Source organism: Algibacter luteus, from assembly GCF_030344935.1.
Classification (GTDB): domain Bacteria; phylum Bacteroidota; class Bacteroidia; order Flavobacteriales; family Flavobacteriaceae; genus Arenitalea; species Arenitalea lutea.
Genome location: NZ_CP128313.1, coordinates 3,685,213 through 3,706,260 on the forward strand (window position 1 = coordinate 3,685,213; position 21,048 = coordinate 3,706,260).

15 protein-coding genes and 2 tRNA genes are annotated in these 21,048 nt (G+C 33.2%); 8 read left to right on the forward strand and 9 right to left on the reverse strand.

The window, feature by feature from the left end; translation table 11 throughout:
- Positions 1 to 19: 19 nt before the first annotated feature.
- The 4 genes from O5O44_RS16000 to O5O44_RS16015 form a co-directional block, all read right to left on the reverse strand.
- A complete protein-coding gene (locus O5O44_RS16000; RefSeq protein ID WP_289195196.1) occupies positions 20 to 3,178 on the reverse strand; it encodes a SusC/RagA family TonB-linked outer membrane protein in 3,159 nt (1,052 codons plus the stop codon).
- 235 nt (positions 3,179 to 3,413) lie between these two features.
- Complete coding sequence (locus tag O5O44_RS16005; protein WP_289195197.1) at positions 3,414 to 4,952, reverse strand: helix-turn-helix domain-containing protein; 1,539 nt, start codon at positions 4,950 to 4,952, stop codon at positions 3,414 to 3,416.
- 222 nt (positions 4,953 to 5,174) lie between these two features.
- Complete coding sequence (gene galE / locus O5O44_RS16010) at positions 5,175 to 6,194, reverse strand: UDP-glucose 4-epimerase GalE (RefSeq protein ID WP_289195198.1); 1,020 nt, start codon at positions 6,192 to 6,194, stop codon at positions 5,175 to 5,177.
- Positions 6,187 to 7,341, reverse strand: coding sequence for a DegT/DnrJ/EryC1/StrS family aminotransferase (locus tag O5O44_RS16015; protein ID WP_289195199.1), 1,155 nt, complete (start codon positions 7,339 to 7,341; stop codon positions 6,187 to 6,189). The genes galE and O5O44_RS16015 overlap by 8 nt, the downstream gene beginning before the upstream one ends.
- A gap of 154 nt (positions 7,342 to 7,495) precedes the next feature.
- Here O5O44_RS16015 and O5O44_RS16020 point away from each other — a divergent pair, with 154 nt between their 5' ends.
- The 3 genes from O5O44_RS16020 (at position 7,496) to O5O44_RS16030 (ending at position 9,974) form a co-directional block, all read left to right on the forward strand.
- Complete coding sequence (locus tag O5O44_RS16020; RefSeq protein ID WP_289195200.1) at positions 7,496 to 8,731, forward strand: 3-deoxy-D-manno-octulosonic acid transferase; 1,236 nt, start codon at positions 7,496 to 7,498, stop codon at positions 8,729 to 8,731.
- Between the two features lie 100 nt (positions 8,732 to 8,831).
- A complete protein-coding gene (locus tag O5O44_RS16025) occupies positions 8,832 to 9,164 on the forward strand; it encodes a hypothetical protein (protein WP_019387687.1) in 333 nt (110 codons plus the stop codon).
- 390 nt (positions 9,165 to 9,554) lie between these two features.
- Entirely contained in the window at positions 9,555 to 9,974 is a 420-nt protein-coding gene (locus O5O44_RS16030) for a putative metal-binding motif-containing protein (RefSeq protein ID WP_289195201.1), read from the forward strand.
- A gap of 83 nt (positions 9,975 to 10,057) precedes the next feature.
- On the opposite strand, the gene O5O44_RS16035 is transcribed toward O5O44_RS16030, so the two are convergent.
- From O5O44_RS16035 to mutS, 3 genes are all read right to left on the reverse strand, one after another.
- Positions 10,058 to 10,141, reverse strand: a tRNA-Leu gene (locus O5O44_RS16035).
- Positions 10,142 to 10,167: 26 nt separating this feature from the next.
- Positions 10,168 to 10,239, reverse strand: a tRNA-Gly gene (locus O5O44_RS16040).
- Between the two features lie 97 nt (positions 10,240 to 10,336).
- Positions 10,337 to 12,949: a DNA mismatch repair protein MutS gene (mutS, locus tag O5O44_RS16045; protein ID WP_289195202.1), complete on the reverse strand. Its 2,613-nt coding sequence runs from the start codon at positions 12,947 to 12,949 to the stop codon at positions 10,337 to 10,339.
- Between the two features lie 129 nt (positions 12,950 to 13,078).
- Between mutS and O5O44_RS16050 the strand changes: the two genes are divergently transcribed.
- The 3 genes from O5O44_RS16050 (at position 13,079) to O5O44_RS16060 (ending at position 15,175) form a co-directional block, all read left to right on the forward strand.
- Positions 13,079 to 13,612: an RNA methyltransferase gene (locus tag O5O44_RS16050; RefSeq protein ID WP_289195203.1), complete on the forward strand. Its 534-nt coding sequence runs from the start codon at positions 13,079 to 13,081 to the stop codon at positions 13,610 to 13,612.
- Between the two features lie 6 nt (positions 13,613 to 13,618).
- Positions 13,619 to 14,278 (forward strand): class I SAM-dependent methyltransferase, encoded by a 660-nt coding sequence (locus O5O44_RS16055; RefSeq protein ID WP_289195204.1) that lies wholly within the window; start codon positions 13,619 to 13,621, stop codon positions 14,276 to 14,278.
- A gap of 69 nt (positions 14,279 to 14,347) precedes the next feature.
- Complete coding sequence (locus O5O44_RS16060) at positions 14,348 to 15,175, forward strand: hypothetical protein (RefSeq protein WP_019387682.1); 828 nt, start codon at positions 14,348 to 14,350, stop codon at positions 15,173 to 15,175.
- A gap of 65 nt (positions 15,176 to 15,240) precedes the next feature.
- Here O5O44_RS16060 and O5O44_RS16065 read toward each other — a convergent pair whose 3' ends face one another.
- Both O5O44_RS16065 and folK read right to left on the reverse strand, forming a co-directional pair.
- Positions 15,241 to 16,185: a hypothetical protein gene (locus O5O44_RS16065; protein WP_289195205.1), complete on the reverse strand. Its 945-nt coding sequence runs from the start codon at positions 16,183 to 16,185 to the stop codon at positions 15,241 to 15,243.
- Between the two features lie 130 nt (positions 16,186 to 16,315).
- Entirely contained in the window at positions 16,316 to 17,461 is a 1,146-nt protein-coding gene (folK, locus tag O5O44_RS16070; protein ID WP_289195206.1) for a 2-amino-4-hydroxy-6-hydroxymethyldihydropteridine diphosphokinase, read from the reverse strand.
- Positions 17,462 to 17,531: 70 nt separating this feature from the next.
- Here folK and O5O44_RS16075 point away from each other — a divergent pair, with 70 nt between their 5' ends.
- Both O5O44_RS16075 and O5O44_RS16080 read left to right on the forward strand, forming a co-directional pair.
- Positions 17,532 to 18,236 (forward strand): queuosine precursor transporter, encoded by a 705-nt coding sequence (locus O5O44_RS16075; RefSeq protein WP_289195207.1) that lies wholly within the window; start codon positions 17,532 to 17,534, stop codon positions 18,234 to 18,236.
- Positions 18,237 to 18,353: 117 nt separating this feature from the next.
- Complete coding sequence (locus O5O44_RS16080) at positions 18,354 to 21,026, forward strand: AsmA family protein (protein ID WP_289195208.1); 2,673 nt, start codon at positions 18,354 to 18,356, stop codon at positions 21,024 to 21,026.
- Positions 21,027 to 21,048: the final 22 nt, after the last annotated feature.

Below are 21,048 nucleotides of genomic sequence, written 5' to 3' on the forward strand. Positions count from 1 at the left end.
TTTATATGTTTTTAATTAATTAAAATCTAGCTTTTAATGTAATTCCCAGACTTCTAGTACTAGGACTCGCGCTAAACTCACCAAAAAGGCTCGTTAAATCTGTTCCGAAAGTGGACACTTCTGGATCTATATATTGATTGGATTCTGGTGTAAATAATAGTAAGTTTCTTCCAACAACTGTAATAGATAAAGATTCAAAAGGTGTTTTATCAATAATCTTATCGGAGAAATTATACCCAAAGGTTACTTCTCTTAGTTTTACAAATGATTTATCGATTACATCTCCTCTTTCGTTAGCTGTAGCTCTATAATAATCATCCCAATGTTCAATATCTATCGCTGTTGTATTTTCCACATAAGAAATATTACCGCTTCCATCGTCAATTCTATTTACAGAACCAGGAACGACATAAGGGTTTCTATCATTTATTGTTGTTGTAATTGAATTTCCAGTGAAACGCGTGTTACTAGCAGTACGGCTATACATTAATCCTCCTTGTCTTATATCGAGTGAAAACCCTAACGAAAAACCTTTGTATGAAAAATTATTATTGATACCTAAAGTGTAATCATATTGCGTATCGCCATAAACCTCTTTTTCTGGAGATGCTATAGGTACACCGTTATTATCTACCACAATGTTTCCGCTAGGGTCTCTAAGTGGCACGCTACCTTCAATTAAAGCAATGGGGTCGCCTTCTCTAGCTACCAAACTTATTGTGCTTAAACCACCTAGCGCAATTTGTTCTACTCTATCGTCAAGTTCTTCTAAAATGGCATCATTGGTAGAATAATTAAAAGCCAAATCCCAATTAAAACCATCGGTATTTCTAAAAACGCCTAGAGTTAAAAGCGCTTCATAACCTTTATTAGAAATGGTTCCAATATTCGCCGTTTGGTTTGTAAAACCAGAAGTTGATGCTAATGGCAGACTTAGAATTTGGTCTTCAACCGTAGCATTATAATATGCAAAATCTAAACTAATACGATTCTTTAAAAAAGATAATTCTGTACCTATTTCAAACTCTTTTCTTCTTTCTGGTGCTAAATTTGGATTTCCAGCTCTGTTTCCAACTTCAAAAGCATTTAAACCTCCTACTGGGAAATTAAGGTTTCTAAATCCTTGGTTATCTGTTGAGCCCGCAATATTAACAGGATCTATTTGATATGGTGCCGTATCCACACCTGTTTCTCCATAACCAACTCTTATTTTACCGTAACTTAATACCTTTTTTATATCTGGAAATGTTTCAGTTAAAACCCATGAAGCATTGGCACCTCCATAAAGCACCGACCGATTTTCTTCTGGTAAAGTAGAATACCAATCGTTTCTAACATTAGCTGTAAGAAACAGCATGTCTTTATATGAAAACGTGGTTGAATTTAAAACACCAAATAATCTTCTTTTAGTTACTGTAGAAGTCGCAGCTACTGGGCTTGCAGAATTAGACAGCGAGAAAAAATCGGGTATGTCTTGTGATGCTACGCTTGCGGTAGCTCCTTGCGTTGTTCTATCGTTGTAATTAAACCCGAAGGATGAAGAAATATTAAAATCGTCATTCACATCGAAGTTAAGATTCAACAAAATATCATGATTAACCTGTTTAACAAAATTCTGAACTTCGCCATAAAACCCAGGCTGCTCTGTTGTGGTTCCATCATTGGGGCTCCCGGGAGCCGCATCAATAATAGCATTCCAAACCTTAGTATAATCTGAATATGAATCTATACCCAATCTGTATGTAGCACTTGCCCATTCGTTAATTTGTGCATTCACATCAAACGCGCCATAAACTCTTTCTTTGGTATATTTTGCTCCATCTTCGTTTAATGTAAAATAAGGATTAGTAACTCCAAAAGGTGTGTAATAATTATCTACATTGTTAAATGGGTCGTTTTTATAATCTTTAAATTCTGTAATATCAAAATCTGTTGGAATTTGCATCAAATTATTGATTACTGATCGCCCTTGCCCTCCTTGTATTCCTGCGCCTCTTGTACTTACATAATTTAATGTCCCACCAAAGGTTAAGAAATCAATTTGCGAATTGAATGAAGCAGAAATAGTGTTTCTTTCATTTGAATCATTTGAAGTTGGAAAAATTCCATCGGCGGTGGTATTATTAAAAGCAATTCTCCCAGTTGTATTTCCAGAACCTCCAGAAATTGCTAGGTTTGTTACATAAGCAGTACCTATATCGAAAAAATTTCTCCATTGATCTTCTTGAAACGCATATCGTTTAATTTTTTGCGAATTGTTTACCACATTACCCCAAACAAGAACCTCATTATTAAAACGTGGGCCCCAAGAACCATTTTCACCTAAAAAGTGTTGTCCGTCCCATCCTTGTCCGAATTCCTCTTGATATTTAGGTGCTCGTAACAAATCTGTAAAAGTAGCTTGAGTAGAAAACTCAACACTTAATTTATCCTTGCTTCCTTTTTTGGTTGTGATAATAACAACACCATTGGCAGCTCTGGAACCGTAAAGTGCTGTACTCGACGCACCTTTTAATACAGAAATGGATTCGATATTCTCAGGATTAATGTCGCCAGAGCCTCGACCAAAATCGTAAGACCCGTTAAGACTCGTACTATTTGTTGTACCATTATTAATAGGCACACCATCAACAATATATAAAGGCTGATTACTAGCACTAAGCGAGCTAAAACCTCTAATGATGACTCCTGATGAAGAACCAGGATCGGTACTTGCATTCGAAATAACTACACCAGCAACTTTTCCTTTAATTGCATCGGAAATATTGGTTTGTGCGCCTTGGTTTAAATCTTCAGATCCAATAGTTGTAATGGCAGAACCTAATGATTTTTTCTCGCGCTTAATACCTAATGCCGTTACAACAACTTCTTGAAGGGCTTGTGCATCTTCCTGCAAGGTAATATCTATTGTAGCCGATGAGCCTGCTACAATTTCTTGAGTGGCATATCCAACGTAGCTAAATACAAGAGTTGACCCTTGATTTGCTTCAATTGAAAATTTACCATCAAAATCGGTTGAAGCACCAGAAGAGGTGCCTTTCACTAAAACTGTTGCACCAGGTAGCGGCAATCCATTGCCGTCTGTAATAGTACCAGAAATAGTTTTTCCTTGTGCAAACGTAAGCTGCACAGTTAACGCTAAAATTAGCGTTAACAATCTACTAAACTTTTTTTTCATTTTATTAATATTTGAGTTAGTCTTCGCAGATTGAAAAAAGGCGGTAGCAAAGATTTTTTTAAGTGACTAATTCAAAAAATTATACTTTACTATTGTGAAAAAAAGTTTAGAGGAATCTAAAGTAAGTAAAGTCCTTTTACTACCTACCTTTAACAATTGCACGTTAAAAGAAGTTAAAATGTGAGTAATGATGGGCAATCCTGATAATAGTTAACCTACGCCGTTAAACTTTTACCTAATATTTACTTGGAGAGTTTTTAAGTGAAGTATGAATATATTCAGAAGGTGTTGTATTTGTAACTTTTTTAAATGCTTTATTAAAAGTTACTTTATTATTGTATCCAACTTCATAAGCAATATCAATAATATTTAAATTACCATGCGAATCTTCTTCTAACATTTTAATAGCTTCTTTAATTCTGAAGGTATTTATAAGTTCAAAAAAATTCATTTTAAAATGCTCATTTATTATTTGAGAAGCATTATGGCGTGTGGTATTTAATTTGAAAGCAAGCAGTTCTAAATTAATATTATTTTCTTTAAAAACTTTATCTTGAACTAACAGCTTTTCTAGGTTATCTTTTAATTCGGTAGAAAGGGTATTTGTTAGTCCAGACTTCTGATATTTTTCAGAAAATAGTCTTTTATTTAATGGTACAAAAGTATTATTAAACACATCTGGCTGTACATATCCCATGTATACTATATATATCAGCATAAAGCACATAAGCGCCACCATGCCGTTATAAATAACTATTGAAATCCCGCCCAGTTGCGTTAAAATAGACAATCCATAAAGTACATATGAAACAATATAAGCTACGTATATATTAAATATACCGCTCTCCCATTTTCTTTTAAAAGTATCGTTGTTGTTAATTACCGCATTCTGCTTCGATTTTAATAATTTTCTTATCAAAAAGGCATATACGATTAACGATATTACTTTTGCCGAAAAAACAATAATATTATAATGATGAGTTGAAGCATTTAATTCTAACATCATATTGTACTTTTCATTTGCTGAAGCCAAATAAACAGGTAGTAAGAAAAACAGCAAGCAAATGGTTGGTAATAGATGTAAGACATCTTTAAATTTAAACTTGAAATTGGGTGAAACACTTTTGAAATAGAAAAAAAGTATCGGTCCTAAAAGTAAAACACATGAAGAAGACATTCTGTATGTATGAGGGTATTCATATCTCGCATTAGTTATATACAGAACAAACTCTAAAATAAATAAACTTTGAATTCCTACAAAGGTGCCAATCAAAACTTTGGAATAAGGCTGAGCTTTTTTGCTAAAATTAATGGCTATTGTAAAGAAAAAGCCAATTAATGCGGCATATAAATAAAAAAAAGCTAAACCATTAATATGAAAGTTAAATGATTTATTTAATACTTTATACTCCTCGGTTTCACTAATAGCCTCAAAAGATTTGTCTTTTAATATTGAAAAATCAAAAGTGTTATTTATGTACTTTAAAGTGTATTTATAAGCATCTTTTGGTTGTTCCAATTCAGCATTTAATAGGGCTAATGTTTTAAATATATTGACAGAATCCGGGTGTTTGCTGTTTGCAGCATTTTCATTTAATACCAGAAGATCTAACTGGTTCATGTCGTTGTTAATATTAACTTCATGCAACAAACTATCCAAATGTTTTTGATGCCATTCTTGAGTTAAGTTTATTCCAGCATCTTGAGCCATCATCTTATTGGCAAAAATAAAAAGACAGACAAATACAATGGATAATTTGGTTCGATTAGTCATGAGTAAGAAATTAGTAAGAGCGAAAGATGCAATTGTTAAACTACAAACTAACTTTTCTCCATGAAGGTATAAATAAAAGGCTGTGATTTTTCTTAAAATTTTCTAAAAAAGGTAAACCCCGATAATATTTTCTACTTTTTTAACATAAAATAAAAGAATACATCTAAACAAAAAGGTCGCTAAATTAGCGACCCTTCAGAACAATTTCTATTTGAAATTTTATTAGCCTCTAACTTTCTGCTCCCATTTCCATGCAGATAACATAGCGTCTTTAAGAGATAAAGTGGGTTTCCATCCTAAATCATTATTGGCTTTATTTGTATCGGCGTATGCAGAAATGATATCACCTTCGCGTCTTCCTACAATTTTATAGTTTAATTTTACTCCTGAGACTTCTTCAAAAGCATTAACCACTTCTAATACAGAACTGCCTTTACCTGTTCCTAAATTGAAAGTTTCGTAATTCGATTTATTATCGCCTTTCAGTAATCTACCTAAAGCGATTACATGAGCTTTAGCTAAATCTACTACATGAATATAATCTCTAATACAAGTGCCATCGGGCGTTGGGTAATCATCACCAAAAACCGATAATTGCTCTCTTAAACCAATGGCCGTTTGTGTAATAAAAGGCACTAAATTTTGTGGAACGCCAATTGGTAATTCGCCAATTTCAACAGACTCATGTGCGCCAATAGGATTAAAATAACGCAATGCAATCGCTTTTAATGATGGCACTACTTTACAAGTGTCAGCTATAATTTCTTCGCCAATTTGCTTGGTGTTTCCATATGGTGATTCCGCTGTTTTAACGGGAGCATTTTCTGTAATAGGTAATTCATCAGCTTGCCCGTAAACTGTGCATGAAGAACTAAAAATAAAACTTGCTGATGGCAATTTCTTCAATTCTTTTAAAATGTATATTAAGGAGGCTAGATTGTTTTCATAGTACATCAAAGGCTCGTTTACACTTTCGCCTACAGCTTTACTTGCAGCAAAATGTATTACCCCTTTTATATCTTGATGTTTATAAAAAAACGATTCAACTTCAGTTTTATCTTTTAAATCTAACTTCTCAAAAATCGCTGCTTTTCCTGTTATGGCTTTAATACCGTCAAGCACCTGCACAGAAGAATTTGATAAATCGTCGATTATTACAACTTCGTAGCCTTTATTTTGTAATTCTACAACCGTGTGCGACCCTATAAAACCTAAACCACCAGTAACTAATATTTTATCCATTTATAAATTTTATAATTGCAGATGTTATAAACTCAATTTGTTCATCTTCAAGCTCAGTATGCATTGGCAATGAAATAACATCTTTAACCAATTGATTGGTAACTGCAAAATCTTTCTCATTATATCTTGAATCTTGATAGGCTTTTTGTTTATGCAGTGGAATTGGGTAATATACGCCGCATGGGATTCCTTTATCGTTTAAATGTTTTACTAAAGCATCTCTATCAACACCTTTTAATTTCAATGTATATTGATGAAATACATGACAGTCGCATGTATCACAAATATCTCCACAGCCATTTGAAACCTTCGGTGTTATAATTTGTTTAATATTTTTAAACGCTTGATTATATTTTCTCGCTGCATTTTGTCTCGATTTATTATAGCTATCTAATTTTGGTAGTTTAGCATCTAAAACTGCAGCTTGAATACTATCTAATCTTGAATTCACTCCTACCACATCATGGTGATAGCGCTCGTACATGCCGTGATTTACGATACCTCGAATAGTATGAGCTAATTCGTCATTATTGGTAAAAATAGCGCCACCATCACCATAGCAACCAAGATTTTTTGATGGGAAAAACGATGTAGCACCTACATCGCCTATAGTTCCAGCTTTTACTTTTGTGCCGTTACTATAAGTGTAATTTGCTCCAATTGCTTGAGCATTATCTTCAATAACATAGAGATTATGCGCTTTAGCTATTTTCATAATGGCCTCCATGTTAGCACATTGGCCGAATAAATGGACTGGCACAATGGCTTTCGTTTTAGGCGTAATGGCATTTTTTAAGGCTTCAATATTAATATTAAAATCATCTTCGTTAACATCAACTAAAACAGGAGTAAGTTGTAATAACGCAATAACCTCTACAGTAGCTGCAAAAGTAAAATCGACAGTTATAACTTCATCCCCCGGCTTTAAACCTAAACCCATCATGGCTATTTGTAAGGCATCGGTTCCGTTAGCACAAGGAATAACATGTTTAACGCCTAGATACGTTTCAAGGTTTTTTTGAAACTCATGTACTTTTGGTCCGTTAATAAAAGCTGTGTTTTCAATTACTTCTTGGATAGAAGGATTAACGATATCTTTGATATCGTTGTACTGACCTTTGAGGTCAACCATTTGAATTTTTTTCATCTAAAAAAAATTGTAGCCCTATTTAAAGAATCAAATACGACTTATTTTAATGTTAATCTTTTACGGTATAACACGTAACAAAATTACAAAAATGATTATCGCTAACCAATGAATTTCTGTCAAAGAAATGTATTTTAGCATTTAAAATTAAATATTGCGTTTTATTTATAACATAGGGATTTTTCTTGCAGGTATTGCTTTAAAAATAGGAGCTCTGTTTAACAACAAACTAAAAAAAGGTGTTGAAGGCAGAAAAAGTACTTTCAAAATTTTAAAAGACAGCATCTCTGAAAATGATAAAACACTTTGGTTTCATTGTGCCTCTTTAGGCGAATATGAACAAGGGCTGCCTGTATTCACAAAGCTTAGGAATCATTATAAAAGTCATAAAATAGTTTTGAGTTTTTTTTCCCCATCTGGCTATGACATAAAAAAAAACAGCCCTATAGCAGATCTTGTTGTTTATATCCCTCTAGACACCAGAACGAATGCAAAACGATTTTTAAATTTAGTGAAACCCGAGCTTTCCGTATTTGTAAAATATGATATCTGGCCTAATTTTTTGTACGAATTGAAAAGTCAGCAAAAGCGTGCCCTACTCATATCTGCTTCTTTTAGAGAAAATCAAATTTATTTTAAGACTTACGGAGGTTTTTTTAGAAAAGCACTTTTTACTTTCGAGCACATTTTTACACAAAATGAGGTTTCTAAAGAAATTCTAAACGCAATCAACTACAAGACTGTTTCAGTAAATGGAGACACTAGGTTTGATAGAGTTTACAGCCAGTTAGAAACCGATAACACATTGCCCTATGTTGAAGCTTTTAAAAACAACAAACTATGCGTTGTTGCCGGTAGTACTTGGCCCGAAGGCGAATCATTATTTATAGATTTTATAAATTCTGAAGCATCAAAAGATATTAAGTATATTATTGCTCCCCATGATATAAAACCAGATCGAATTAAAAAATTACAGGAGAGTATAAAGTCAAAAAGCATATTGTTTTCAGATAAAAACAACAAGAATTTATCGGATTACAAGGTCTTTATTATTGATACCATAGGTATTCTTTCAAAAATCTACAGTTATGCAGACATAGCTTATGTAGGTGGTGCTATGGGCAATACCGGATTACACAATACCTTAGAACCTGCAGTTTTTGGAGTTCCTATAATAATAGGCAACAATCATTATAAATTTCCAGAGGCGAGCGCCCTTATAACTAATGGAGGAATGTTCTCAATTTCAAACCAACAAGAGTTTAACCAAATTTTAAATGAACTCATTCTAAACGAGGAAAAAAGAAAAATTTCTGGCATCAAAAACAGACAATACATTGAAAAAAACACAGGTGCCGTAATCCAAATACTAGATTATCTGCGTATATAAAGAGATTTTAATCAAGAATTTACCAAAAATCATAATTTTTAATAAAAAGTCATTAAATTGTGACTTTCAACAAAATAATTAACACTAAAACAAACAACTGATGAAAAAATTATTATTGAGTTCAATCTTATTATTAGCTTTAAGTTTATGTTTCACTTCATGTAGAGATACCAAAAAAGGAGAATCTATGGAAGATGCTATTGAAAACGCTGCAGATGCCGCTGGCGACGCAGTTGACAATGCTGCAGACGCTGCTAGCGATGCGGTAGATTCTGTTGAGGAAGCTGCTGAAGAAGCCGCTGATGCTGCAGGTGAAGCTGTTGATTCTGCTGTAGATGCTGCAGGAGAAGCTGTTGACAATGTAAAAGAAAAAGCTGGAGAAGCTGCTGATGCAGTTAAGAAAGAAGCTGATAAATTAAAAGCTGAACACTAATTTCTGATTAGTTTTTAAAATTTATAAAAAACCACCTCATAGGTGGTTTTTTTAATGCCTAATTCTTAAATTAAATATATTCAACTTATAATTTTATTCATTTAGAAATGAATCTAACAAAAGATTATCTAAACTCAACAAATCGCGAACTTAAATCAATAAATATCTTCAATAACTTACTACAAGGAAAAAAAATTATTATTATTAATTTTCACCACATAAAACTTAGTTTTTTAAAGTGCTGATGCTTAACATTTTATCAGATTTATTTACATTTTTTTTTTCAATTATAGAAGAAAACACCTCTTATATCGAGAAATTCTTTCCAAATTTAGTTTTAAGACATTTTTGTTGGTACTTGCTTTACTAAATCTTTAAATCCCAAATTTTATGAAAAAAGTAAACTACTTATTTATTGCTTTATTAATTGTATTTAATTGCTCAAGCGATAATACAGATGAACTTATGCTTCAAGATGATAACTTAATCTTAGCAAGCAAAAGTAAGACTACTAAAAAGTCTAAAGAAGACAAAGTTTTAATTTGTCATAGAACAGGTTCTGGGTTTCATACCATAGAAGTAAGTGCAAATGCTTTAGATTCCCATTACGGTCATGGCGATATTAACCCTGACATGGATGGAGATGGTTTTACTGCTCCTTATGGCAGTGACAACCCATGTGGTTTGGGTGATGGCACTGATTGCGATGACAATAATCCAAATGTTAATCCTGGTGCGACGGAAGTATATTCTGATGGTATCGATAATAACTGCGATGGCATTGTAGATTATAATGGAGGAGGTCACTAGAAAAGTAATCTCTCCATTTATTCAGAATAAATAATATTTAACAAAAAACCTCTTGAAAATCTATTGATTAACAAGAGGTTTAGTACTGAAGACGGGACTTGAACCCGTACGTCCTAATGGACATTGGATTTTAAGTCCAACGTGTCTACCAATTCCACCACTTCAGCATTGGTATGTTTTAAGAAAGTTTCAGAGCGAAAGACGGGATTTGAACCCGCGACCCTCACCTTGGCAAGGTGATGCTCTACCCCTGAGCTACTTTCGCAGTCTTTAATGAACGTTACAATATTGCTATTGCGGATGCAAATTTAAAATATTTATGCTAAATGCAAAGCCTTTTCTGAAAATAAATCAAAATTATTTTAAGCCTGTTTTTTCTTAACTAACATTCGCTTTATTTCGTTCAATTTCATTAGCGCTTCAACAGGCGTAAGTGTATCAATATCAATGTGTAATATTTCATCTTTAATGTTTTCAAGTAAAGGATCATCTAAATTAAAAAAGCTTAGTTGCATTTCATCTTTTATTGATTTCACTTTATCTGTAAGCTCTTCGCTTGAATGTGATTGCTCTAATTTCTTTAATATTTTGTTTGCACGATGCAAAACTTGTTGAGGCATTCCAGCCATTTTCGCCACATGAATACCAAAACTATGCGCACTTCCTCCTTCAACCAGTTTTCTTAAAAAAAGCACATTATCTTTTAATTCCTTTACAGAAACATTAAAGTTTTTAATACGAGCAAACGTCTCGCTCATCTCATTAAGTTCATGATAATGCGTAGCAAATAAAGTTTTTGGTTTTGCGGGGTGTTCGTGCAAATATTCGCTAATAGCCCAGGCAATTGAAATACCATCGTAAGTGCTTGTGCCCCTCCCAATTTCATCTAATAAGACCAAACTTCTATCAGATATATTATTAAGAATGGATGCGGTTTCATTCATTTCTACCATAAATGTAGATTCGCCCATAGAGATATTATCACTTGCTCCAACCCGTGTAAAAATCTTATCAACCAACCCAATTCTTGCCTCTTTTGCGGGTACAAAGCTTCCTATTTGGGCTAATAAAACAATAAGTGCCGTTTGACGTAATATGGCAGATTTACCAGACATATTGGGGCCAGTGATCATGATGATTTGCTGAGCTGTTCTGTCTAAAAACACATCATTAGCAATATAAGCTTCACCTATTGGTAATTGTTTTTCAATTACAGGGTGGCGACCATCTTTAATGTCTAAATCAAATGAATCATCAATAGTAGGATAAATATAATTATTGTCTTTTGCCAATTGCGAAAAGCCGCATAAACAATCAATTTGCCCAATTAAATAAGCATTTTGTTGTACTGGTTTTATGTATTGATTCATCCAGCTTACCAAATCTGCAAACAACTGCTGTTCTATGGCTTGAATTCTATCTTCAGCACCTAAAATTTTAGCTTCGTATTCCTTAAGTTCTTCAGTAATATAACGTTCTGCACTCACCAACGTTTGCTTTCTTATCCACTCTTCAGGAACCTTATCTTTATGTGTATTTCTTACCTCTATATAATATCCAAATACATTGTTTGATGCAATTTTAAGTGAAGTGATTCCGGTACGTTCACTCTCGCGTTCTAGCATCTTATCAAGATAATCTTTTCCAGATTTCGACAAACCTCGTAATTCATCTAACTCTGATGAATACCCAGCGGCAATACTATTTCCTTTCAGTACATTTACCGGCGCATCTTCATTTAAAGTTGCTTTAATTTTATCTCGAAGCACATCACAACCTTGAAGCTTGTCTCCAATAATCTTAAGCGATTCATTTGCACAATTTGAAGCCAATGACTTAATAGGCACGATAGCTTCTAAGGAATTTTTAAGCTGAATAACCTCACGCGGATTAACTTTACCGGTTGCCACTTTTGAAATTAAACGTTCTAAATCACCTATGTGTTTTATATGATTCTGAATCTTCTGAAGCACTGTATTTTCTTTGGAAAGAAAACTAACGACCTCATGACGTAACTTTATTTTTTCAACATTTTTTAAAGGAAGTGCTAACCAACGTTTTAACAATCTTCCGCCCATTGGCGAAATGGTTTTATCGATAACATTTAAAAGAGTAACCGCATTATTATTTGTTGAATTGTAAAGCTCTAAATTTCTGATAGTGAATTTATCCATCCACACATAGTCATCTTCAGCTATTCTAGAAATAGATGTTATGTGCTGCAATTTATGATGCTGCGTTTCACCTAAATAATGTAGAATTGAACCTGAAGCTATTATGCCTTCATACAAATCTTCAATACCAAAGCCTTTTAATGTTTTTGTATTGAAATGTTTGATGAGTGTTTCGTAAGCATAATCGGTTTGATAGACCCAATCTTCTAAATAAAATGTGTGAAAATCGTTCCCAAACGTTTCATTAAACAGCGTTCGCTTTTGCTTTGACACTAGCACTTCACTAGGGCTAAAGTTTTGTAGTAATTTATCAATGTACTCTGCATTACCTTGCGATGTTAAAAACTCACCAGTCGAAATATCTAAAAAAGAAACTCCAATGTATTTTTTATCAAAGTAAACCGAGCATAAAAAATTATTAGATTTTGAAACTAAAACCTCATCATTTAAGGCAACTCCTGGTGTTACAAGCTCTGTTACACCTCGTTTTACAATGGTTTTGGTTTGCTTAGGGTCTTCCAATTGGTCGCAAATAGCGACACGCTCACCAGCTTTTACCAACTTAGGCAAATAGGTGTTTAATGAATGGTGCGGAAATCCTGCCAACTCAGTTTCACTATCACTCCCTGCACCGCGTTTGGTTAAAATAATGCCTAAAATGCCCGCAGCTTTTACCGCATCACTACCAAAGGTTTCATAAAAATCGCCAACACGAAACAACAGCAATGCATCAGGGTACTTTGCCTTTATTGCATTGTACTGTTTCATTAACGGGGTTTCTTTTTTTGCTTTTTTAGCCAATGGTAAAGTAATTTATAAGTCTTATTTTTGACAAAATTGTAGCATGCAATGTACTATTAATTTCATGTTTTATGAGATTGATTCTTTAGAAGTTATCTACAATTAGAACGAGATTTCAACAATAAAACCATGCGCAAACTTAAAAATAGCGAATTAGACCGGTTAAGTATCGATGCTTTTAAAGAAGCGAAGAAAACACCTATAATTATTATTCTTGATAACATTAGGAGCTTGAACAATATTGGTTCGGTTTTTAGAACTAGCGATGCTTTTTTAGTTGAAAAAATTTATCTCTGCGGAATTACGGCAACACCACCGCACAAAGATATTCATAAAACGGCCTTAGGAAGTACTGATACAGTAGCTTGGGAATACGTTGAAAACACTTTAGATTTAGTTGAAAAATTAAAGGCTGAAGATGTGAAAATCATTGCTATTGAACAAGCTGAAAATGCTACAATGCTCAACGATTTTAAAGTTAAACCAAACACGAAATACGCCTTAGTTTTTGGTAACGAAGTAAAAGGTGTCGCTCAAAAAGTAGTAGATGCTAGTGATGTAGTGATTGAAATTCCGCAATTTGGTACGAAACATTCCTTAAACATCTCGGTGAGTTGTGGGGTTGTTGTTTGGGATATGTTTAGTAAATTATCTGAAATATAATATAAGTTGGCTAAAAAAAATAAAACACCTTGGCCAACACGAGCTGTGATGAACCAAATTTATGAGCAGCATCTTTGGGGTGGAAAAGCCTATGATTTTTATTCTGGTTTTGGATCACATGACCCGACAATTGTAGAACCTTATTTAGAAGCGATAAAGGCTTTTATTAAATCTCACATAAACACTTTAGAGGTTTGCGATTTAGGATGTGGCGATTTCAACATTGGTAAGCACCTTGTTAAGCATACCAAAAAATATATAGCAATAGATATTGTTGAAAGCCTTATCAATAGGAATAAAAAACTGTTTCACAATAAAAATCTAGAATTCTATTGTTTAGATATTGCTAAAGACGAAATTCCGTTGGCAGATTGCGTTATTCTCCGCCAAGTTTTGCAACATCTATCAAATTCTGAAATTAAATACGTAGTTGAAAAACTAGTGAATTTCAAATATATTATTCTCACCGAACACCTCCCTATAGGTGTTTTTACACCTAATCAAGACATTATTAGTGGCCAAGGTATCAGGCTCAAACTAAACAGCGGTGTTAATTTATTAGAGCCCCCTTTTAATTTTAAAATTAAAGACGAAAAACAACTTCATGAGCATATTCTGGAAGAAAAAAGTGGACGCATCGTAACTACTTTATATCAAACATTTTGAAATTATTCTGAACTTATAAAGCATAATCCATCCTTTTTGATTAAATTGGTAAACCAATTTTATTTTATTATGAAAATCAGTTTTATCTATAGTATCGCATTCACTTTAATTTGTTCATTTTTAAGTGTTTATTCACAAGAAATCCCTATTGAATTTCTTTCAATGGAATTACAAACTAATCAGAAAGAACAACACAAAACAATCTTAAACAAAGAAATTGATGGTGTAATTTCTGAACATGTTACAATATCAAGTGATATTACTGAAAAGGTTGAGCTTGAAAATGGATATAAATTCGTTTACTTATTTATAAAAGGTTATGGACAATTGACTTCTGGTGGAAAAACATACGAAATTGTTCCGGAGACTATTATGTTGCCAAATAATGTGGGTGATGTATCTTTCAAGCCCATAGCAAATGACACACTGCACTATCTAAAAATATCTGTATTCCAAACTGAATTAGATCAAGAAGATATAAAAACGTTTCCTAAGGAAAATATCAACAATATCTATTTTAAAAAGTTCACGGATTGTAAATCTTATACTGAACCAATTAAAAGTCCGCAAACAACAAGCAGAACCATATTACCTAACAAATACATTCCAAGAGTAGCCATGGGCACCGTTAAAACTATAGGTCCCGACAAAGTTGGTGCTCATGAGCATGCGATGTTAGAACAATTATTTTTGGGGCTTACTGATAATCAAACCATTGTTTATGCTGATGATGCTCAAGTTGATTTTCCTGAGTATTCTTTACTTCATATTCCGCGGGGTTCCAGCCATTCAGTTAGTGTAAATGCTGAAAATGAAATGTACTATGTATGGATGGATTTCTTTGTAGACAAAGACGGAGAAGAGTGGCTAAAAACCCACAACACAGAAGACGAGTAACAAATACAACAATCTTCCTAATGGTTGCGAATTTAAGCTTAACCCCTCATTCAAACTAATTAACACTAATCGTTTTCTACTTTAGTATGCGTCGTATTTGCCCATCTAATTTGAGCTCTACCACCTTTTACTCGATATGCACCATATCTTATTTTTGATTCTGTTGCACGATCTGGTTCTGGTATGTTCCAATTAAAACTTTCACCACCAATTACAGCATCGCAATAATGAATTTTTTTAGTAGCATCGTTTGGATCTACTCTAAAACCTACCTCTAGCTGAAAATCGGTTTGTTTATTCTTCTCAATATTCTTCAGGAAAACAACTTCTCTACCGCTTCCTGATCCGCCGCGCACTAAGATACGCTCAGCATAAACATCGAAGGATACTTGCTTATTTGCATTCGCACCTGTTCCATAAACGGGCTTAGCTAAATACAAACAAATAGCTGGGTCTGGAGAACCACCTCCTCCGGTGTGTTTACCTTTGGCCTGTGCAATATAAGTACCATCACTACCATCTCCCGTAGTATCACCTACTTCAAGAATTCTTACAGTTCCTGTAAATTTTACATATGTTCCTACACCAAGTTTTACTGCTCTTGGTAATGAACGTTCTATTCTAGGTTGTAACGTATTAGGCGCATCCATATGGTTGGAGCCATCAGTAATATTATAAACACCCCAAACTTTTCCATCTACGTTACTTTCTTTATAGTCAGCATAACAACTCCTGTCATCAATCGTTCCTACATTAACTGGATTAGCTATATCCTTAGTTCTTTCTGTATTTTGACCCTCAGGTGTACAAGTGGTATAAGCTCCAATATCTTCATCAATAGCCTCCTCTACTTCAGGAGATGTTTCTTCTTCCGTATCAGGATCTGGTGCCGTAATAACATCTTCAAGAAACTCCACTGGTTTCTCATCAGGTTGACAAGAGTAGAAATTTATAAAAAGAACCAAAATAACCAATGAAGTTAGTTTGTAAATGATTTTTGAATTTTTCATGTCCATCTAAATTTTTAGTAAAAATAAAACTTCGAATAAGTAAAACCATCCTGAACTATCCTGTTAGTGAAAGTTAAAAGTTTTAATTGAATACACATCCTAAAGCACAAACTAAAAGTCGATCCATATATTAAATCAACTGATTTAAGTCCTCAGATATTTCACCTAAAATCCACAAATAATCACTTCGATTTTCCACAAAATCTCTATCTGAAACATCAATTATTTTTACGTTAAAATCTTTTTGCGTTTTCAAGAAATCTAAATACCCCGAATTAATTTTCTCTAGATAATCATCAGCAATATTTTGCTCATAATCGCGTCCGCGTTTTTTTATATTTTCCTGTAAACGCTGAGTGTTCTGGTATAAGTACACGTACAATTCTGGTTTTGCAATGTCTTTATACATTAAATAGAATAGCTTTCGGTATAAATTAAACTCGTCTTCTTGCAAAGTAATTTTTGAGAATATCAACGATTTAAATACATCATAATCACTCACAATAAAATCTTTAAACAAATCGAGTTGCGATAAATCATCAGAAATTTGCTGGTACCTATCTGCAAGAAAAGACATTTCTAATGTAAATGCGTAACGATTGGCATCTTCGTAGAACTTGGGCAAAAACGGATTGTCGGCAAAACGTTCTAAAATCAATTTGGCATTAAAATCGTGTGCCATTTTAGTAGCTAAACTGGTTTTTCCTGCGCCAATATTACCTTCAATAGCGATGTAATTGTACTTTGAAAAATTGTATTGTTTACTAGGATTTTTAAGCCATATTTTGATGGGTTCTAACACCGATTCATCTTCACATTCATCGAGTAAAACAGCAACTTCTTTACCTATATTAGGATGTCTCACTTTTGATGCAATATCGTTTAAAGGCATCAATACAAACTTGCGCTTAGTCATTTCAGGATGCGGTATTTGTAGCGCGTTGGTATTGATGATTTCAGCTTCAGCGAAAACAATATCCAAATCTATAGTTCGGGCTTCGTATGCTTCAGATTGTGTTCTTATTCGCCCTAACGATGTTTCAATTTTTAAAAGTGTTTCTAAAACCTTTTGCGGTTCTAAATAGCTTTCCAGAACCAAGCAGCAATTAAAAAAGTCCTCACCATCAAAACCTAAAGCAGGCGATTTATACACTTTCGAAATTAGCTTAATAGCTCCTATTTCTAAATAAATAGCATTAACCGCATTTTGCAAATTTTTAAATTTATCACCTTTATTACTGCCTAATGCAATATGATATGTTATTGGTTTTGTCATGAAGGAGCAAAATAATAAAAAGTAAATGGTTTTCCTTTATATTTACATACGCTATTTATTCACAATTTAAATGACCTTAAGAGATAAACTTGCTGCCCAACGTATTTACATCCTTTTAGGGGCTTTATTTATAACCTCATTAGTGGTTTCGAATCTCATTTTTCAAAAGTTTTTTTATTGGTATCCGTTTAATTTTGAAATTTTTGGCAGTAAACTATTTGAAATTTCTGTTGGTATTCTTCCTTATCCCATAACGTTTTTAATCACTGACTTAATTAGCGAAATTTATGGCAAAAAACGAGCTAATGATGTTGTTGTAGTTGGCATTTTTGCGTCGCTTTTTTCACTTTTAATTATTTACGCTGCTGGCAATGTGCCCGCAACTTCTTGGTCTTATGTAAATGACGATACCTTCCAATTGGTTTTTGGAAACTCCATGATTGCTGTTTTTGCAAGTATGCTTACTTATTTGTTTGCGCAATTTGTAGATATTCAAATTTACCATTTCTGGAAACGCCTAACCAAAGGCAGACATTTATGGCTTCGAAATAATTTTTCAACTTGGTTTTCTCAATTCATAGATACGTTTACAATTGTTTTCTTGTTGTGTTCTTTCGAGATTATTGATTGGATAAACTTTAAAGGCCTTTTAGTAAGTGGCTTTCTATTTAAAGTAATTGTTGCTGCTTGCGACACACCATTTTTGTACTTAGGTGTTTATTTTTTTAGAAAACGATTCCATTTAAAAGTGAATGAAGAAATTGATTTACTTTAAATATTTCAAATCTACACAACATTAAAACTTAACATAATAATAAGATAGTTCTTCATCTTTAAATGGCATTTTTGCGTATATTATAATGACTGTTTTTATATACAAAACATATTCTTTATGAAGAAAGCTTTAAAAATTACCAGTATTACTTTAGTTATTTTAATCGCGCTTTTGGTAGCCATTCCTTTTGCATTTCAGGGTAAAATAAAAGACATGGTAAAGCAAATAATAAATCAAAATTTAAATGCACAAGTGGAGTTTAGTGATGTGAGTTTGAGTTTTATTCGCAGTTTTCCGCAAGCACATGTGAATGTAAACGATTTGGTTATTACCAATTTTGAACCTTTTAAAGACGAAACTTTTGCAACTGTTAAAAATATAGCCTTTACCATGTCTATTAAAGAACTGTTTAAAAGTGCTAATGAAGACCCAATAGTCATTAACGCCATAAACATTGATGAAGCGCTCCTAACTTTGAAGACTGACAAGTTAGGCAACAACAATTACGATATTACCAAAGCTGATACTAATAACGCTTCCCCGGAAGGAGAATCAAGCAGTTTTTCTTTCGATATTGAAGATTACAATATTCATAATAGCGTGATAAGTTATATAGATGAAGGGTCAAACATCATCATGCATATTACCGAATTTAATCATGAAGGTCATGGTACATTTTCAGCTGAAAATTCAGAATTAATCACAAAAAGCGAAGCCAATGTTAGCTTTTTTATGGATAGCACAAGTTACCTGAGTAGTAACCCGGTAAAACTCGACGCTGTAATTGGTTTAGATTTAAAAAACAGCAAATACACGTTTAAAGAGAATAAAGGTTTCATTAACGATTTACCTATAGAATTTAAAGGGTATGTGCAACAACTTGAAAACGGACAAGAAATTGACATATCTTTTGAAAATCCAGAATCTGATTTTAAAAATTTTCTTGCCGTTATTCCTAAAACCTATTCAAAGAATCTAGAAAATGTACAAACCACTGGCGATTTCAAATTAAAAGGACACATAAAAGGATTAAATTCAGAAGAAACTATCCCTAATCTTGACATAAGTATTACTTCAAATAATGCTTCATTTAAATATCCAAACTTACCTAAACGTGTTGAAAACATTATAATTAACACCGAAATAAAAAACACAACGGGATATGTTGATGATACCTATATAGATATAAAGGCATTGAACTTTAAAATTGACGATGATGTTTTTAAATCATCGGCATTATTAAAAAACATTACAAAAAATATGCTGGTTAATGCCAATATTGATGGCACGCTAAACCTCGCTAACCTTACAAAAGCATACCCTATTGAATTGGAAAATGCCCTTACGGGGATATTAAAAGCGAAACTGAATACGGCTTTTGACATGAACGCTATTGAAACCAATGCCTACCAGCGTATAAAGAATAATGGTTCAGCTAGCATTTCAGATTTTGTATTTTCTTCAGAAGACATTGTAAACCCAATTCATATTTCTCGAGCAGATATGACTTTTAACCCTGGAACTGTTTCATTGAATAATTTTAAAGCCAAAACAGGCGATACCGATTTAAATGCCACAGGAACTATTAATAATTTATTGGGCTTTTTATTGAGTGACAACAACTTAAAAGGAAACTTTAATGTTAGCTCAAACCTGTTTAAAGTGAGTGATTTTATGACAGAAGACGAGTCTTCGAAAGCGAATAAAACTACTGACAAATCTGAATCTTTAAAAATCCCTGCATTCTTAGATTGCACCATAAACGCTGATGCGAAAACGGTTGTTTATGATAATTTGAATTTAAAAAATGTTACAGGAAAACTAATAATTAAAGACCAGCAAGCGACCTTGCAAAATATGAAATCGAATATTTTTGACGGGGCATTGTCCATTTCTGGTGATGTATCTACCAAAGGCGAAACACCAGATTTCAACTTGAGTTTAAGTGCCGATGGATTTGATATTTCAGAATCATTTAAAAATTTAGAATTATTAAAAAGTCTTGCGCCAATTGCGAAATTACTCGATGGAAAATTAAATACAACTCTTAACTTTTCAGGAAAACTAGACCAAGAATTCTCTCCAGATTTAAATACCATTTCTGGGAATGCCCTAGCAGAATTATTAGCTACAAGAATTAATGCTAAAGAAGGCGAATTATTTAGCAAACTTGAGGGCGCATTAGGGTTTATTGACTTCGATAAATTAGATTTAAAAGACCTAAAAACACAACTCGCTTTTGCCAATGGTAAAGTGAGTGTTAAACCTTTCGATTTAAAATATAAAGATATTGCCATAACGGTTTCTGGTTCTCATGGTTTCGATAAAACCTTAAACTATAATGCCGTTTTTAACGTACCAGCAAAATATTTAGGAAGTGATATAAACAGGCTAATAGGTAAGATAAATACCGAAGAAACAAATAAAATTACCATTCCGGTTACAGCAAATATCGGAGGAAGTTATAATAGCCCCAATGTTAAAACCGATTTAACAAGTGGAGTTTCGACTTTAACCAAACAACTTATTGAGATTGAGAAACAAAAATTACTTAATCAAGGTAAGGACAAGGTAAAAGATTTAATTGGTGATGTTATTGGTGGGAATAAACAAAAAACAGATTCAGTAAAGCAAAAACAAAATGATGCTATAAAAGATGTTTTAGGAGATATTGTTGGAGGTAACAAAACCAAAGATTCAACCACCACCAGCACAACAAAAGATGCTGTAAAAAATGTTTTAGGTGGATTATTAGGCAATAAGAAAAAAGTAAAAGACACAGTAAAATAGTGTTTATAAAAAAATCTGAGTC

What these genes read in the sequence shown, in the direction of transcription:
- galE (WP_289195198.1), bottom strand. Translation starts at nt 6,194, where the DNA reads ATGGATAAAATATTAGTTACTGGTGGTTTAGGTTTTATAGGGTCGCAC.
- O5O44_RS16075 (WP_289195207.1), top strand. Translation starts at nt 17,532, where the DNA reads ATGACCTTAAGAGATAAACTTGCTGCCCAACGTATTTACATCCTTTTA.
- O5O44_RS16060 (WP_019387682.1), top strand. Translation starts at nt 14,348, where the DNA reads ATGAAAATCAGTTTTATCTATAGTATCGCATTCACTTTAATTTGTTCA.
- O5O44_RS16030 (WP_289195201.1), top strand. Translation starts at nt 9,555, where the DNA reads ATGAAAAAAGTAAACTACTTATTTATTGCTTTATTAATTGTATTTAAT.
- O5O44_RS16015 (WP_289195199.1), bottom strand. Translation starts at nt 7,341, where the DNA reads ATGAAAAAAATTCAAATGGTTGACCTCAAAGGTCAGTACAACGATATC.
- folK (WP_289195206.1), bottom strand. Translation starts at nt 17,461, where the DNA reads ATGACAAAACCAATAACATATCATATTGCATTAGGCAGTAATAAAGGT.
- O5O44_RS16050 (WP_289195203.1), top strand. Translation starts at nt 13,079, where the DNA reads ATGCGCAAACTTAAAAATAGCGAATTAGACCGGTTAAGTATCGATGCT.
- O5O44_RS16025 (WP_019387687.1), top strand. Translation starts at nt 8,832, where the DNA reads ATGAAAAAATTATTATTGAGTTCAATCTTATTATTAGCTTTAAGTTTA.
- O5O44_RS16000 (WP_289195196.1), bottom strand. Translation starts at nt 3,178, where the DNA reads ATGAAAAAAAAGTTTAGTAGATTGTTAACGCTAATTTTAGCGTTAACT.
- O5O44_RS16080 (WP_289195208.1), top strand. Translation starts at nt 18,354, where the DNA reads ATGAAGAAAGCTTTAAAAATTACCAGTATTACTTTAGTTATTTTAATC.
- O5O44_RS16005 (WP_289195197.1), bottom strand. Translation starts at nt 4,952, where the DNA reads ATGACTAATCGAACCAAATTATCCATTGTATTTGTCTGTCTTTTTATT.
- O5O44_RS16065 (WP_289195205.1), bottom strand. Translation starts at nt 16,185, where the DNA reads ATGAAAAATTCAAAAATCATTTACAAACTAACTTCATTGGTTATTTTG.